Annotated in this window: 11 protein-coding genes; 6 read left to right on the plus strand and 5 right to left on the minus strand. The window is 69.2% G+C overall.

Annotation, left to right across the window (positions count from 1 at the left end):
- Positions 1-107: 107 nt before the first annotated feature.
- The 3 genes from IFSED24_RS11710 to IFSED24_RS11720 all read right to left on the minus strand — a co-directional run bounded on the left by IFSED24_RS11710 (position 108) and on the right by IFSED24_RS11720 (position 3,641).
- Positions 108-2,126 (minus strand): tetratricopeptide repeat protein, encoded by a 2,019-nt coding sequence (locus IFSED24_RS11710; protein ID WP_491331647.1) that lies wholly within the window; start codon positions 2,124-2,126, stop codon positions 108-110.
- Positions 2,126-3,181, minus strand: a complete 1,056-nt coding sequence (gene ychF / locus IFSED24_RS11715) for a redox-regulated ATPase YchF (RefSeq protein WP_491331648.1) — start codon at positions 3,179-3,181, stop codon at positions 2,126-2,128. Before ychF ends, IFSED24_RS11710 begins: the two co-directional genes overlap by 1 nt.
- An 85-nt stretch (positions 3,182-3,266) precedes the next feature.
- Positions 3,267-3,641 (minus strand): hypothetical protein, encoded by a 375-nt coding sequence (locus tag IFSED24_RS11720; RefSeq protein WP_491331649.1) that lies wholly within the window; start codon positions 3,639-3,641, stop codon positions 3,267-3,269.
- 219 nt (positions 3,642-3,860) lie between these two features.
- On the opposite strand from IFSED24_RS11720, the gene IFSED24_RS11725 reads away from it, so the two are divergent.
- Complete coding sequence (locus IFSED24_RS11725; RefSeq protein WP_491331650.1) at positions 3,861-5,576, plus strand: right-handed parallel beta-helix repeat-containing protein; 1,716 nt, start codon at positions 3,861-3,863, stop codon at positions 5,574-5,576.
- On the opposite strand, the gene IFSED24_RS11730 is transcribed toward IFSED24_RS11725, so the two are convergent.
- A complete protein-coding gene (locus IFSED24_RS11730) occupies positions 5,569-6,519 on the minus strand; it encodes a methyltransferase domain-containing protein (RefSeq protein ID WP_491331651.1) in 951 nt (316 codons plus the stop codon). The two genes, IFSED24_RS11725 and IFSED24_RS11730, sit on opposite strands and share 8 nt — an antisense overlap.
- 38 nt (positions 6,520-6,557) lie before the next feature.
- On the opposite strand from IFSED24_RS11730, the gene IFSED24_RS11735 reads away from it, so the two are divergent.
- Both IFSED24_RS11735 and glgP read left to right on the plus strand, forming a co-directional pair.
- A complete protein-coding gene (locus tag IFSED24_RS11735; protein WP_491331652.1) occupies positions 6,558-7,157 on the plus strand; it encodes a methylated-DNA--[protein]-cysteine S-methyltransferase in 600 nt (199 codons plus the stop codon).
- 127 nt (positions 7,158-7,284) lie between these two features.
- On the plus strand, positions 7,285-9,891 hold the full coding sequence (gene glgP / locus IFSED24_RS11740; RefSeq protein WP_491331653.1) for an alpha-glucan family phosphorylase: 2,607 nt from the start codon (positions 7,285-7,287) through the stop codon (positions 9,889-9,891).
- Between the two features lie 70 nt (positions 9,892-9,961).
- Here glgP and IFSED24_RS11745 read toward each other — a convergent pair whose 3' ends face one another.
- Positions 9,962-10,300, minus strand: a complete 339-nt coding sequence (locus IFSED24_RS11745) for a winged helix-turn-helix domain-containing protein (RefSeq protein WP_491331654.1) — start codon at positions 10,298-10,300, stop codon at positions 9,962-9,964.
- Between the two features lie 481 nt (positions 10,301-10,781).
- Between IFSED24_RS11745 and rocD the strand changes: the two genes are divergently transcribed.
- The 3 genes from rocD (at position 10,782) to IFSED24_RS11760 (ending at position 15,557) form a co-directional block, all read left to right on the plus strand.
- Positions 10,782-11,981, plus strand: coding sequence for an ornithine--oxo-acid transaminase (gene rocD / locus IFSED24_RS11750; protein ID WP_491331655.1), 1,200 nt, complete (start codon positions 10,782-10,784; stop codon positions 11,979-11,981).
- 158 nt (positions 11,982-12,139) lie between these two features.
- Positions 12,140-13,438 carry a right-handed parallel beta-helix repeat-containing protein gene (locus IFSED24_RS11755; RefSeq protein WP_491331656.1) on the plus strand — a complete coding sequence of 433 codons (1,299 nt, stop codon included), beginning with the start codon at positions 12,140-12,142 and terminating at the stop codon, positions 13,436-13,438.
- Positions 13,439-13,451: 13 nt separating this feature from the next.
- Complete coding sequence (locus IFSED24_RS11760) at positions 13,452-15,557, plus strand: hypothetical protein (protein WP_491331657.1); 2,106 nt, start codon at positions 13,452-13,454, stop codon at positions 15,555-15,557.
- The last annotated feature ends 82 nt before the right edge of the window (positions 15,558-15,639 follow it).

The raw sequence follows: 15,639 nt of genomic DNA on the forward strand, positions 1-15,639 counted from the left end.
GAGCGGGATGGTTGCCGCCGGAGCGGCCGGATTCAGGATTCAAACCGTCGTTGCCATCCCGAACGCCGCGGCAACCGGAATCCTTCGCGAGAAAAACGCCCGCACCGCTATGGATGCTCGCCAGACGCGCCGAGGCGGGCAAGATTCGCCGTGAGCAGGTCCCTGGCCGGCCCTTCGGGAACCTGCTCGAGGCCTTCCCGGAACGTCGCGGCAGCCGCCTCCGGCCGGCCGAGCCGGGCCAGGGCCACGCCCAGGTCGAGCCAGCCGCGGTGGTCGGCAGGGGCCACGGTCTTCAGCCTCTCGGCCGTGACGGCGGCCTGCCGCCAGCGTCCCCGCTGGCCCTGGAGCACGGCCAAATCGTGCAGCATGTCGGGATCGTCGGGATGGTCCTGCAAGTAGGCCCGAGCCATGGCCTCGGCCTCGTCGAGTCGGCCCGCCTCGCGCAGCAGGCCGATCCGGAACCATTCCAGGGGCGCCGGATCGGCGACCAGCAGCGTCCCCTCGGTCAACACCCCCAGCGCCTCGTCCGTCCGGCCGGCCTGGGCCAGGTTGAGGGCACGCAGCCGCCAGGGCTCGTTCCGGTCGGCCGCCACCGCGCAGGTCCTCGCCAGCAGCATGTCCACCCGCTGGCGACGCTCCGGATCGTTGTCGATCCGCGCCAGGACCAGCTCGCGATTCGCCAGGTTGTAGGCCTCCAGACCCGACCACAGCCGGCGCGTCTCGCCCAATCCCCAGGGGACCGTGGCCAGGGCCAGGCCACCCGCCACCAGCACGAGCGGCAGCCAGCGGCGCTGCCAGGTCCGTGGCCGCAGATCCGGCAGGCCGAGCATGCCGGCGCCGGCGAGGATCGCGAGCATGGGCCATAGCACCAGCCGATAACGGCTGACCACGAAGAACAGGCTCTGCACCAGCACCAGGATCACGAGCGCGCCGGCCCACATCCGGACCCGGCGCTCCGGACCGGGCCCGGTCGAGGCTGGCTTTCCCAGGATCACCACGGCCAGGCCCGTGCCGCCCAGCACCACCAGCAGCCACCAGGGCACCACGAGCAGCCGCAGGACAGGCGCGGCCAGAGGCCAGGCCTCCAGCGGCGTGACTTGCGAGACCTCCCAACCTTGCAGGTGCAGCCAGATCTTGCGCAACCAGAGTCCCAGGCTGCGCCCCGGTGACGACTCGATCAGGCGCCGGGCCTCGTCCAGCCAGATGCGATCCGCCTCGGCGGGTCCGCTCAGCGCCCGACCCAGCCGACGTTCGAGGAAGACCTGGCCCGAGGGATCGGCCTCCAGGTCGAAACCCGCCACCGTGGTGAACAGTCCCTGCCCCGCGGGCATCAGACCGAGGTAGAGGTTGACGCCGCCGTTGAGGCTGGGCCCCGTGGGCCTGCCGGCCAGGCGGCTGTTGTGCACGGCGGCCAGGCCGACCGGCAGGAGTGCCACGACCAGCATGACGAGCACGGCCAGGCGGCGGCGCGGACGCGGGCCCGACCCCGGTGTCCAGGCGCCCCAGACCAGCACGACCAGCAGGGCCAGGACGTGGGCCCGCAGCAATGCGGCCAGTCCCAGGAGCAGCCCGGCCACCGCAAGCCTGGGCCAGCCCGGGTCCTCACGCCAGACGAGCACGGCCAGGGAGGCGGTCACCAGCAGGGTCAGGGGAACCTCGAGCAGGATGGTGCGGGCGTAGATGGCCGCCGGGCGGTAGAGCAGCATCAACAGGGTGGAGAGCAAAGCCGCGACCAGGACCCGGCGCGGGGAGTGCCCGGCGGCGAGTCCCATCTGGCGCACCACGCCGCCGGCCAGCAGGGCGCAGGCCAGCCAGCTCACCGCCTGGATCGCCACCAGCAGCCAGGGCGCGGTGGTCAGGAGGCCTTCCGCCGTGGGCGCGGTGCCCCCGGCCGCCGCCACCAGGAGCGGATAGCCGGGCGACATGACGTAGGGTTGGCTGCCCGGCAGGCCCTCGGCGCGCAGCCGCGCCGCCTCGTTCAGGTACCAGGCTTCGTCGAGCAGGGGCACCCGGGCGAGAGCGCTGTCGGCCGACTGGACCGCGAACACCACCCAGAACACCCCCGCCAGCCCCGCCACCACCAGGGCGGCGAGCAACGTGGCGCGGTGTCCGGGAAGGCTGGGCATCACACGTTGAACCGGATCTCGATGACGTCGCCGTCCCGCACCACGTAGCTCTTGCCCTCCAGCCGGACCTTGGCGGCGGCCTTGGCGGCGGCATGGCTGCCGGCGGCCACCAGATCGTCGTAGGCGCAGACCTCGGCGCGGATGAAGCCGCGCTCGAGATCCGAGTGGATCACCCCGGCGGCAGCGGGCGCCAGGGCGCCGCGCCGCACCGTCCAGGCGCGGCACTCGTCGGGGCCGACGGTGAAGAAGCTGTGCTGGTTCAGCGCGGCATAGGACGCGCGGATCATGCGGTGGGCGGCCGGCTCGCTCACCCCCAGGTCGGCCAGGAACTCCTGGGCCTCCTCGGGTTCCAGCTCCACCAGCTCTGCCTCCACCGCCGCGCACAGCGCCACCACCTCGGCGCCCACCCGCTCGGCCTCGGACAGGACCGCGGCGTCCGGCGCCTCGCCCTCGGCATGGTTCAGCACCACGATGAGCGGCTTGAGCGTGAGCAGCGCGTAACCCGACACGGTCTTCTGCTCGTCGCCGTTGAGCTCCAGTTCGCGGAGGGGTCGCTCGGCCTCGAGGTGCGCCTTGAAGCGGGTGAAGAGCGCGGGCTCCAGCGGGTGTTCGGTCTTGCCCTTGAGGCGCTGTTCCTTGAGCAGCTTCTCGAGACGCTTCTCGACGATCTCCAGGTCGGCCAGGATCAGCTCGAGCGAGACGGTGGCCAGCTCGCCCGCGGGATCGGGGGTGCCGTAGCCGCCGTCGAAGCAGCGCACCACCTGGGCCAGGGCGTCCACACGCCGCGCGTGCTCGAGGAACCGGGTGGCTTCGCGGTCACCGTCGGGCCCGGACCCCGGATTGAAGCCGGGCACGTCCACCCACTCGATCTGGGCGGGCACGGTGCGCTTGGGCTGATACATCCGCGACAGGACATCCAGGCGCGGGTCGGGCACCGTCCCCATGGCCCGGTGCGGATCGACTCCGCCCTGACCCACGGGCAGCCGGGCGCCGGTGATGACGTTGTAGAGGGTGGTCTTGCCCGTGAACTTGAGCCCGATGATCCCGACCTGCACGATGGGTCTCCTTCCGCGGTCCCTGGGACGCCGCCCACTGCGGGTCCACGACTGCGGCTAAGCTCGTGCCGGTACGGCCTCGGCGTCAAGGGCCAGAAAAGGGGATCTCGAACCAGTAAATATCCGACCACTCTGACCAGGGCCCGATGTTGCCGTCGCTGTCGATGCCCCGGACGCGTGCATGGTACTCGAGCATCCAGCTGCCGTCGGTCCAGAGATACTCCTGATCGGAGCCGGCCTGCGCCGGGACGATGAAGGTCTGGTCGTAGAGCGGGTCCTCACCTTCGGTTTGGCGCACTTGCTGGACCTGAAGATGATACAGGACTGCCGTAGTCCCCTCTGTGGGCGCCGTCCATCGGCACCAGATCTCCATGGGCTCGGGATCCTGGGTTTCCGCCGAAATGGAGCCAAAAAACAGCAGCGAGAAAAAGACAATTCCGGTCAACGTTCTATACAGCATGGACTTATCTCTCGCCGTGGGGGAGGCGGTAAAATTCTTGTCTTGGACCTGCCTGTGGATGCCATAACATTAGTCCGACACACGGCCACCCGCCACCACGAATCAACGAGGATAAGCACCACCTCGGGGGGCCAGGGACGAAGGACGCGTTCCCATGCTCGACCTGGTATCCATCCTGCTAACCGGCACACCAGGGGATGGACATGGAGGTCAATGACTTTGAAAAGCCGGAACATTCTCATCGCCGCCCTGCTGGTCTTCGCAATCACCCCGCTCGCCGCCGCCCGTGACATCGTCATCCCCGACGAGGTCAGCTCGCTGCGGACCGCGCTGAAGACGGCCGAACGCGGCGATCGTATCCTCTTGAGACCTGGCAACTACGTGGCGCACGATCTCGACATTCCCCCGGGGGTCATCCTGGAAGGGAACCTGGACGCACCCAGGGACGTGGTCATCGACGGCCAGGGGCTCGGCCGGATCTTCCTGGTGGAGAACGCCAGCGACGTGGAACTGCGCGGGCTGACCCTGACCGGCGGCTTCGCCACCGAGGCCGAGGCCTATGGCGGCAACGGCGGGGCCCTGCTGGCCATGGACAGCGGTGTCGCGCTGCAGAGCGTGGTGTTCGAAGCCAACCGTGCCGAGGGATCGGGTGGCGCCGTCCGCGCGTGCTACAGCCAGCTCACGATCACCGATTGCACCTTCACCGACAACCGGGCCATGGGCGGGGGCGGCGGGCTCGACTTCAGCTACGACTCCAGCGCCGGCGTGGAGGAGAGCACTTTCCGCGGCAACTCGGCGGCCTGGGGCGGCGCGGTGGCCTCGCGGGCCAACTCGGCCTGCCACTTCATGCACTCGACCTTCACCGGCAACACCGCCGTGCTGCCCTACGAGCTGGGCGGGGCCTTCTTCGCCGACTACGCCGCCAACGTGCTGTTCATGAACTGCGTGTTGACGGGCAACGCGGCGCGGCGCGGCGGCGCGGTGCGCCTGACCGGCGCCCAGTCCACCTTCGCCAACTGCACGCTCGACGGCAACGCCGCCTGGGAGTCGGGTGCCGCGTTCATGACGCGCAACGGGAACCTCAACCTGAACCATACCATCGTCAGCTTCAACCAGGGCACGTCGCTCACCAGCGACGAGACGGGCCTGGTGATCAACGCGTGCGACATCTACGGCAACTCCGGCGGCGACTGGACCGGCCCGCTGGCCGATCTGCTCGACCTGAACCAGAATTTCAGCCTGGACCCGCTCTACTGCGATGTCAGGAACCTCCACCTCCAGGACGAGTCCCCCTGCGCCGAGGAGAACAGCGGACGCGGCCTGGTCGGCGCGCTGCCGGCGGGCTGCAACGAGGTCGGCATCGTCCTGCAGGAATTCGACGCCAGCGTCGAGTTCGCCTCGGTCATCCTGACCTGGACCGTCAGCGACGGCGAGGGCTACGAGTTCCGGCTCACCGGGCGCTCGCACAGCGATCCCGACTTCCCCGCCTGGACCGTCCCCTACGTGCCGGACGGCGCCGACTCGAGCTACCGGGCGGTGGACAAGCCCCCGCGCGACATCGGTTCCATCGAGTACATGCTCGAGACGAGCATCGGCGGCGGCGACTGGTTCGTGCTGGGCGAGAAGCTCCTCGAGATGGTCACCGACATCCCAAGTCCCGATCTCCTCATCAGCTCGGTGTTCCCCAACCCCTTCAACCCCCGGGTCAACATCCAGCTCTCGCTCACCCGCGCGCTTCCGGTGCGGGCCGAGATCTACGATGTCCAGGGGCGCCGGATCCGCACGCTGGTCAACGGCACCCTGCAACAGGGCGAGCACGACCTGAGCTGGGACAGCCGCGACGAGAGCGGTCGGGTGCAATCCACGGGCACCTACCTGCTGCGCATCATCGGCGGCGACATCCACATCACCGAGAAGCTGCTGCTCGTCAAGTAGCCCGCCCCTCTTCCTCGACCCCACCCTCACCGGCCGGTGTCGTCCAGCGCAGGACGACACCGGCGGCGGGGCGCCCATCGGAGTCGAAGCCTTCCTCGTGGACCAGGACCTCCGTCGAGGCCGCCGGCAAGAGACCGGCGGCTTCGTGGCGTCGCAGGCGGTGACGGGGCTGGGGATTGCCCACGTAGCCCGGAGCGTCACGGAATGTCCGCAGCACGACCACGGCACCATCGGCCAGCACGGTCGGCAGGCGTCGCATGAGCGGCCGGTCGAGGTAGCGGTGGAGCAGGACCACCGACCAGGGGCCGGCGGGCAGACTCGACGGCCGGCGCAGGTCGGCCTCCACGAGGTCCAGCGTCACTCCCCGGCTGGCGGCCAGCCGGCGGGCCAGGTCCAGCGCCTCGGGCTGGTGGTCGATCCCCGTGACCCGCCAGTGACGCTCGGCCAGCCAGACCGCCGCCCGGCCGCTACCGCAGGCCAGGTCCAGCACGGGACCGCACACCGGCGGAGGCAGCAGGTGCGCCCAGCGCACCAGGAACGGCGGCGGCTGCCAGAGCGTCCGCCGGTCCGGACCGCGGCGGCGCAGATCCGCGGGCCAGTCGGCGGCGGGCATCGCCGCGAGCCCCAGTCCCTGGACCTCCGCCCGACCACGTCGCGTCAGATGCCCGGCCACGGCCGCCGCGAGGTCGGCCCTGGAGGCGAGCACGATCAGAGGCTCGTGGCGCGGCGGCAGGAAGATCGAGGGCAGATTCTCGGCCAGCCAGCTCTCACGCTGCGGTGAGGGCACCGCGGCGAGCGCCGGTTCCAGGGGCAGCGACGACGCCCCCGGCAGGTGGCCGGCCAGGAAAGCATCCGCCGCCCGGATGTCCAGGAGGTTGCCCGCCGCGAACGCCGGGTGCTCCCGCAGGCTGGCCGGGTCGAGGGGAAGGCCACTGCCGGTCACGAGGTCACCTCTTGGCGACCAGGGTCGGGTCTGCTAGCATGCGCCACGTCGTCGCCCACGACGAGGAGCCTGCCATGGACATGCGCCACGCCCTGCTGCCGACCCTTGCCGGCCCACTCCTGGTCGTGGCCGTGGCTGACGGTCTGCGCCATCTGCTGATCCTCTCGGAATCCGATTCCTGGCCCACCCAGCTCGCACGCCTGGTCGAGGCCACCGTTCCCGCTGCGCACAAGGACGACCTGATCCTGCGCGAGGACCGCGCCGGTTTCAAGCCCCTGGCGCAGCAGCTCGGCGAGTATTTCGCCGGCCTGCGCCAGGAGTTCGACATCGCCCTGTCGCCCCAGGGCACCCCGTTCCAGCTGCAGGTATGGCAACTCCTCCGCCGGATTCCCCACGGCCAGCTGCGCTCCTACAGCAGCCTGGCCAGGGAACTCGGCGAGCCCAGAGCGGCCCGGGCCGTTGGCCAGGCCGCAGCCCAGAACCCGCTGCCCATCCTCATTCCTTGCCACCGGCTGCTCGGAACCGACGGGAGCCTGGTCGGTTTTGCCGGCGGCACCGAGCTGAAAGCGCGCCTCTTGCGCCTGGAAGGGCACACCCTGGCCGCAGGCACGAGGGTGCGGCCACCCCGGCTATTCTGAGATTGGACGGACTGCTTGCCGCGGTCCGTCGCGGAGGTACATTGGACGGGCACGCGCTGGCCTACCGCTTGCTAGGCGTTGCCCGCAGTACGGTCGCGAGTCGACCTCACCCTTGCAGGAGCCGATCATGCAGAAGATCCGCAAGTTCGTCGTCACGCCCAGCCTGCCGCCCAAGCTGCAGCCCTTGCTGGAGATCGCCCGCAACCTCTGGTGGGTCTGGAACCCCGAGGCCATCAACCTGCTGCGGCGCGTCGACCCGGATCTCTGGGAAGAACACCATCACAACCCCATCGCCGTGCTCGGCAGCCTCTCCGCCGACCGTCTCAGCGACCTGACGCGCGACCAGGCGTTCCTCGCCCACCTCGAGGCGGTCTACGACGACCTGCAGCGCTACCTCAAGCAGACCTCCTGGTTCGACAGCGAGCACGAGCACCTGCCGGGCCGGACCGTGGCCTACTTCTCCTTCGAGTTCGGTCTGCACGAGTGCCTGCCGCTTTACTCCGGCGGCCTGGGCATCCTCGCCGGCGACCACCTCAAGTCGGCCACCGACCTCGGCGTGCCGCTGGTGGGCGTGGGCCTGGCCTACCAGCACGGCTACTTCCGCCAGTATCTCAACCACGACGGCTGGCAGCAGGAAGACTACCCGGTCAACGACTTCTACAACATGGCCATGACCCAGGAGCTCACCCAGGACGGCAAGCCGGTCACCATCGAGGTCGTCTTTCCCGGCCGCAAGGTGGTGGCGCGGATCTGGCGCGTGCAGGTGGGCCGCAACCCGCTCTTCCTCCTGGACACCAACCTGCCGGTGAATCGCCCCGAGGACCGGGAGCTGACCGGCAAGCTCTACGGCGGCGACATCGACATGCGGATCCGCCAGGAGATCCTGCTGGGCATCGGTGGCGTGAAGGCCCTGCACACCATGGGCATCCGGCCCGACGTCTTCCACCTCAACGAGGGCCACTCCGCCTTCCTCTGCCTCGAGCGCATCCGCGCGCTCATGCTCGAGGAGAAGATGCCGTACGACGTGGCCTTCGAGCTGGTGCGGTCGACCAGCGTGTTCACGACCCACACCCCCGTTCCGGCGGGCAACGACCACTTCGATCCGCAGCTGGTGCGGACCTATCTCAAACCCATCGCCGACCACATCGGCCTCGGCATCGAGAACCTGCTGAGCCTCGGCCGCCAGGATCCGACCGACCGCAACGAGACCTTCTGCATGACCGTGCTGGCGCTGCGCCTCGCGCAGTTCGCCAACGGCGTCAGCGAGCTGCACGGCCACGTCTCGCGCCAGATGTGGCAGCGGGTATGGCCCGGGGTCCCCGTGGACGAGCTGCCCATCAGCCACATCACCAACGGCATCCACACGCGCACCTGGCTCAACATGGAGATCGCTCGGCTCTACGACCGCTATCTCGGGCCGCGCTGGTACGACAAGCCCACCAACCACATGGTCTGGGAACGCGTCAACCGCATCCCCGACGCCGAGCTCTGGCGCGCCCACGAGCGCATGCGCGAGCGCCTGGTCGGGTTCGTGCGCGGCCGCCTGCGCCTGCAGCTCGAATCGCGCGGAGCCAGCCGGGCCTCGATCAAGGCCGCCCGCGAGGTGCTCGACCCCGAGGCGCTGACCATCGGGTTCGCCCGTCGCTTCGCCACCTACAAGCGCGCCAACCTGATCCTCAGCGACGTCGAACGCCTCGACCGCATCCTCAACAACCCCGAGCGCCCGGTGCAGATCATCTTCGCCGGCAAGGCCCACCCCCGCGACCACGGCGGCAAGGAGCTGATCCGGCAGATCGTCCACCTGGCCCAGGAGGAACGCTTCCGCAAGCGGATCGTCTTCCTCGAGGACTACAACATCGAGGTGGCCCGCTACATGGTGCAGGGCGTGGACGTCTGGCTGAACAACCCCCGCCGCCCGCTGGAAGCCTCGGGCACCAGCGGCATGAAGGTGCCCGTCAACGGCGGCATCAACTTCTCGGTCCTCGACGGCTGGTGGTGCGAGGGCTACGACAAGGAGAACGGCTGGGCCATCGGCGCCGGCGAGGATTACGAGGATCCCGAGTACCAGGACCAGGTGGAAAGCACGGCGCTGTACGAGCTGCTCGAGAACGAGATCGCGCGTACCTACTACGAGCGCACCAGCGACGGTATCCCCCGCGAGTGGATCCGGGTGATGAAGAACTCCATGCGCACGGTGAACGCCGAGTTCAATACCAACCGGATGGTCGAGGAGTACACGCAGCGTTTCTACGTGCCGTGCCTCGAGCAGTCCGGCCGGCTCGCAGCCGACGGAGCCGCCGCGGCCCGGGACCTGGCGGACTGGCGCAGCAAGGTCGCGCAGAAGTGGGATTCGCTGCAGATCCTCGACATCTCCGCCGAGGACCACGAGGCCCAGCCCATGGGTTCGCGCTTTCCGGTCCAGGCCGTCCTCGATCTGGGCGAGTTGACCATCGAGGACGTGCACGTGGAGATCTACCACGGCCTGCTCGACGTCCAGGGTCGCATCGTGCGTGGCGAGACCGAGACCATGGCCCCGGTCGACGGCACGACCTCGGGGCAGGTCACGTTCACGGGCGAGATCCCCTGCCGCCGTTCGGGCCAGCGCGGCTTCACGGTGCGCGCCACGCCCCGGAATCCCGACTTCCCCCTGAACCGCTTCGAGACCGGGTTGATCAGCTGGTTCGGGGAGGAATCCACCAAGTCCCCCAGCCCCACCCAGGACGTGCCGGCCTGACCTTCCGGCCCACCGGAATCAAGGAGGCCCGCCACCCGGCGGGCCTCTGTCCTCATCGGGGCACGCACCCCTACTCCGCCGGTTCCAGCCCCGGCACGATTCGCCGCAGGTCGGCCACGTACTCGCGGAAACGCTGCCGACCGCTGGCGGTCATGCGCACCAGCGTCCGCGGCTTCTTGCCCACGAACTCCTTGCGGATCTCCACCAGCCGCCCGGCCTCCAGCTTCCCCAGGTGCACCGAGAGCGTGCCGTCGGTCAGCTGCAGCATGTCGCGGAGTTCGGTGAAGGCGTAGCCGCCCGGCCGCGACATCAGACACGACAGGACGAGCAGGCGCGCACGCCCGTGGATGAGCGTGGGCAGCGGGGCCGCGGCGCCGGGCCCGGATGCGGACGACGAGATGCGTGCCACGCCCCCTGGCCTCCTTGCCGGGCTTGGCTGCGTTCACGGGGAATGCAGATCCGTGACGTGGCGCCGCCTCCTTGCGGCGCCGGATCGACTGAGGGGGGTGGCCAGCACCCAGGACCGGTTCGGCACACCCCCCCGATCGCCGTCCGAACCTCCTGTTCGGCCCCTGTCGGGGGTCCTCGCTCCGTCAGACCCGGCTCGTCGATCCTCCAGGCAGGCTGCCTTCATTGGCTCGGGTTCCACATCCGTGTGGTGCCCGCCCGCCGGACGACCTCTACTTTATAATACAAAGTACTTTATTTTGTCAAGCAAAAAAATCGACGGCGCCCGCGGATTTCACATCGAACTGATTCAGGGGGGCAATCCGGGTTGGCTTTGTGCAGGCGGATCTCTATCTTTGCTCCGGCATTGCGGCCGCGATGGTCGCCCCGGAACACGAACCAGGCCACGCGCTGGCCGCCGCAGACGCGGAGGAGGTGGGTCCATGAAGACCGCGAAGTACATCGAGCTCGAAGAGCGCTACGGCGCGCACAACTACCATCCGCTCGACATCGTCATCAAGAAGGCCGAAGGCGTGTGGGTGGAGGATGTGGAGGGCAAGCGCTACATCGATTTCCTGGCCGCCTACAGCGCGGTCAACCAGGGCCACTGCCACCCCCGCATCCTCAAGGCGCTGCGCAACCAGGCCAAGAAGTGCACCTTGACCAGCCGCGCCTTCCGCAACGACCAGCTGCCGTTCTTCTGCCAGGAGATCTGCGAACTCACCGGCTTCCCGCGCGTGCTGCCCATGAACTCGGGCGCCGAGGCGGTGGAGACCGCGCTGAAGGCCGCGCGCAAGTGGGGCGAGAAGGTCAAGGGCGTGGCCAGGGACAAGGGCGAGATCATCGTCTGCGCCGACAACTTCCACGGCCGCACCACCACCATCGTGGGCTTCTCCACCGACGACCAGTACAAGGATGGCTTCGGCCCCTTCACGCCCGGCTTCAAGGTGATCCCCTACGGTGACGAGAAGGCCCTGGCCGCGGCCATCACCAAGAACACCGTGGCCTTCCTGACCGAGCCGATCCAGGGCGAGTCGGGCATCGTGCTGCCCAAGGCCGGGTTCCTGAAGAAGGCCCGCCAGCTCTGCAGCGACCACAACGTGCTCTTGATCTGCGACGAGATCCAGTCGGGCCTCGGTCGCACCGGCAAGATGTTCGCCTTCGAGTGGGAAGGCATCCGCCCCGACGCCGTGATCGTGGGCAAGGCGCTCAGCGGCGGCTTCTACCCGGTCAGCGCGTTCCTCTCCACCGAAGAGGTCATGGGCGTCTTCAACCCCGGCGACCACGGCTCCACCTTCGGCGGCAACCCCCTGGGCATGGCCGTGGCCCGCGAGGCCCTCAAGGTGCTGGTGGACGAGAAGCTGGTGGAACAGAGCGCCAAGCTGGGCCCCTGGTTCATGGCGAAGCTGGGCGAGATCAAGTCCAAGAGCATCGTCCAGGTGCGCGGCAAGGGCCTCTGGGTCGGCCTGGTGCTCAACACCAAGGCCCGCCCCTACTGCGAGGCGCTCATGGCCGAAGGCCTGCTCTGCAAGGAGACCCACGAGAACGTGATCCGCTTCGCTCCGCCGCTCTGCATCACCAAGAAGGAACTGAACATGGCGCTGCGGCGCGTTGCCAAGGTGTTCAAGAAGATCGACGGCTAGACACCGTTTCGAAACCCTCGCTGACAGGCGCTCCCCGGGGCGCCTGTCATCTTTTTATGATCCCGTCACCTTTTTATGACCATTGACGTCCGGTTATCAATGGCGTTCCATACAGTGGTGTTGCCGACGACCCGAAGCGTACGAAACGGAGGGATCGTATGACTTCCCCGACGAGATGCTGCCTGACGCTCGCCCTGCTGGCCACCCTGGCCGGTGGCGCGGCGCAAGCGGCGGTGATCCACGTTCCCGCCGACCACGCCACCATCGGCGCGGCGCTCGCAGCGGCGACCGCCGGCGACGAGGTCCAGGTCGACCCCGGCCTCTATCCCGAATCCGACCTCGCCCTGCCTCCCGACGTCAGCCTGCGCGGCCTGGGCGACGCCGAGTACGACCCGGTGGTCATCGACGCCGAGGGCGCCGGGCGGGTCCTCGTCATGGGTGGCGGCACCGCCCGCCTCGAGAACGTCACCCTCCGCCACGGCGCGGCCGAGCAGGGCGGCGGCCTGTTCCTGGAGAGCGGCACCCCCGAGATCGTCGCGGTCGTCCTGGCCTCCTGCACGGCGAATCTCGGGGGTGGCCTCTACGTGAGCGCGGCCGAGCCCACCATCGAGGACTGCCGCTTCCTGAGCAACAGCGCCCGGAGCCTGGGCGGCGGGGTCTACGCCGTGGACACGCCCTCGCTCGAGCTGGTCGGCTGCCTGTTCCACGAGAACAGCGCCGGGGCGGCCGGCGGCGCCTGGTACACAGCCCGCGGCGACCTGGCCACCAGCGGCTGCACCGTGGTGGGCAACCGCGCCCCGCTGGGCGCCGAGGGGTGCTCCTTCGGCGGGGGCGCCACCACCATCTCCAGCACCATCGCCGTGGATAATCACGCCGGCGACGCGAGCTGGACCGCCGAACAGATCCTCCTGAGCGACGCCGCGGGTCAGGCCCAGAACACCTGCACCCTGCGCTGGCAACCGGGCTGGCTCGGCTTCCTGGCCGACCAGCTCGACGGTGCATCGGGCAACCTCGAGGCCGACCCTCTCTTCTGCTACAACGACGGCGGCGGCCTGCCCGGGACCTTCGGCCTCGCCGCCAACAGCCCGGCGCTCCCCGACGCGAATCCCTACTGCGACGCGATCATGGGCGCCTTCGGCATCGCCTGCGGACCGGTGGCCACGCCGGACACGCCGGCCGTGCGCACCGTGCTCCACCCCGCGTTCCCCAACCCGTTCAATCCCGAGACCACCATCCGGTTCGAGACCGCCCAGGCCGGCCAGGTCGTGCTGGCGATCTACGGGCTCGACGGACGCCGTGTGGCCACGCTGGTCGACGAGAACCGAGCCGCCGGGATGCACCAGACCTCATGGCTCGGCCGCGACGACCGGGGGCGCAGCGTGGCCAGCGGCGTCTACCTCTGCCGCCTCGTCGCCGGCCGCACCCGCACCGCCATCCGCCTGACCCTGGTGAAGTGAAAGGAGGGACGCCATGATGAACCGCCAAGCGACCGCTGCCCTGATCCGGCTGACCTTCTTCGCCGCGGCCCTTTCGCTGCTGCCCGCAGGGGCGGCGGCCCAGGACGAGCCCGTCCTGCCCACGGTCAGCATCGTCTCGCCACAAACGGTGATCGGCCAGTTCGAGGCCGCCGCCCTGCAAGCCACGGTGACTTTCGAGTTCCAGGCCGATTACGCCTTGGGCGAGCCGATCAGCGGCTTCCGGACCCTGCTCAAGCCGGCGGTCCTGCCCAATGGCGACAGCGCCGACACGCGGTACGATTTCGAGCAGAACCTCGCCTATCTGGTGCCGTTCGACGATGCCCAGTGGAGCGCCTGGCAGGACTGGCCCGCCGGCGCGCCCACGCACATGGTGACGTATGAAGACCTGCCCCAGCAGGACGATCAGGGCCACACGATCTATTACCTCTTCGCCTGCCAGGTCATGGCCGCCGACGGCGCCGTCTCCCTCGACCGGGAATACGGCCACCAGGTGGCCAACTTCCGGATCTCGAGCAACCTGGCGCCCATGCTCGCCGTGCACCATCCCCTGCTCGGCACCTTCCAGGGGAGCGGTCCGTACATCCAGCGCGTCCTCGATCTTCTCGGCGGGATCCCCGGCGAGTTCGTCTGGCTGGCCGATGTCGACATCTACGGCGGCACCCTTGTCAGCTACCAGTGGGGCTGGGACGTGGCCGACCCCGACGATCCCAGTGATCCCGGCTGGGCCTTGCCGCCCGGCCTGAGCGAGGCGCACCGCCGCACCGGACCGATTCCGTACCAGGGCGGCATCCACACGCTGACCATCGACGCCCGCGACGCCACCGACGCCCTGACCCGCATGCGCCTGATCCTCGACTTCGTCCCGGTGCCCGCGCTCCAGGATCAATTCCCGCTGCTCCTGGTCGACGACGTCCAAGATCATTACAGCAACCAGTGGCCCGACGCCCAGGGCACCCCTCGCGACCGCGACGAGTACCGCGATGCGTTCTGGAACGCCACCCTGGGCGGCCCGGGCGGGGTCGCCGGCTTCGATGCCGGGCGCGACGTCATCGACACCCACGAGCAACCCCTCGGCGTGCGCGACCTGGTGGCCTACCGGGCCGTGGTCTGGGCTGGCCGCTGGACCTCGGGCAACAACTCCGCCATCGGCGGCCAGCTGCGCCCGCTGGAGAACGCCATGCAGGTGCTCCTGCGCTACAACTGGCTCGGCGCCTATCAGGAACGTGTCGGCAACCTGCTCTTCTGCAGCAACCGCGCCGCCAATTCGCTGCTGCCCGAATCGCCGTACATGCTGCCCGTGGTCCTGGCGAGCCAGGAGGGGGCGCAGAACGGCTACGATTACGTCGACGGCGTCGAGCTGCGCGTCGGCTTCGGTCAGATCGACCTCGGAGACGGTCCGGTCCCCGCCTATCCCTGGCTCCACCCCCACCGCGACCTGGGCCTCGCAGCCCTGGACATCACCTCGCCGAACGCCACCTACTTCACCCCCGGCGGCACGCTCATCTCCCAGCGGCGCAAGGCCGTCTGCGCCGGCCTGAAGGGGCTCGCCCTCGACACGGACTTCGCCGCCGACCACATGCCGGGCGGTGCGGCTTTCGCCGACACCATCTGGACCGACCCCATCATCGGCTGGCGCGACACCGATCCGGCCTACGCCGACGATCTCACCAGCACCTACATCTGGGGCAACGACGAGTTCTACGACGCCGACATCCTCGACCGCGGCACCCCCTTCACACCGCAGGACTGCGATGGCGCCGCCTGTGTCGAGCCCATGCTGCGCATGATCGCCCGCTACGACTGGAACCGGCAGCAGCACCTGGCCGCCGACCCCGATGACCAGTGGCCCCAGGACTACTACACCGCGGGCGAGATCGACCAGTACTGCGGCGTGCTGGCTCTCGATCCGGACCAGGCCGCGGCCCGGACCACCGGCCAGACCACCGCCTTCGTGACCCACAAGTTCGCGGAGCAGAAGCCCAGCCAGAAGGGCGACGTGGTCCTGGGGTTCGACCCCTACCGCTTCGACCACCAGCCCATGCAGCAGGCCATCCACTGGATCCTGGGCGAGCACTTCGGACTGACCATGACCCCCTAGGCAGCCACCCTCCCCAGGCTGCCCGCGCCGTCCCACGGCGCACCGGCCCCCGCGATGAGCGGCGCGGGGGCCATCTTCTTGT

It is taken from the genome of Candidatus Latescibacter sp. IFSED24 (assembly GCF_058273205.1).

Excerpts from the sequence above, each read along its gene's own strand:
- IFSED24_RS11710 (WP_491331647.1), bottom strand. The coding sequence starts at position 2,126 with ATGCCCAGCCTTCCCGGACACCGCGCCACGTTGCTCGCCGCCCTGGTG.
- IFSED24_RS11720 (WP_491331649.1), bottom strand. The coding sequence starts at position 3,641 with ATGCTGTATAGAACGTTGACCGGAATTGTCTTTTTCTCGCTGCTGTTT.
- IFSED24_RS11735 (WP_491331652.1), top strand. The coding sequence starts at position 6,558 with ATGCGCCACGTCGTCGCCCACGACGAGGAGCCTGCCATGGACATGCGC.
- glgP (WP_491331653.1), top strand. The coding sequence starts at position 7,285 with ATGCAGAAGATCCGCAAGTTCGTCGTCACGCCCAGCCTGCCGCCCAAG.
- rocD (WP_491331655.1), top strand. The coding sequence starts at position 10,782 with ATGAAGACCGCGAAGTACATCGAGCTCGAAGAGCGCTACGGCGCGCAC.
- IFSED24_RS11755 (WP_491331656.1), top strand. The coding sequence starts at position 12,140 with ATGACTTCCCCGACGAGATGCTGCCTGACGCTCGCCCTGCTGGCCACC.
- IFSED24_RS11760 (WP_491331657.1), top strand. The coding sequence starts at position 13,452 with ATGATGAACCGCCAAGCGACCGCTGCCCTGATCCGGCTGACCTTCTTC.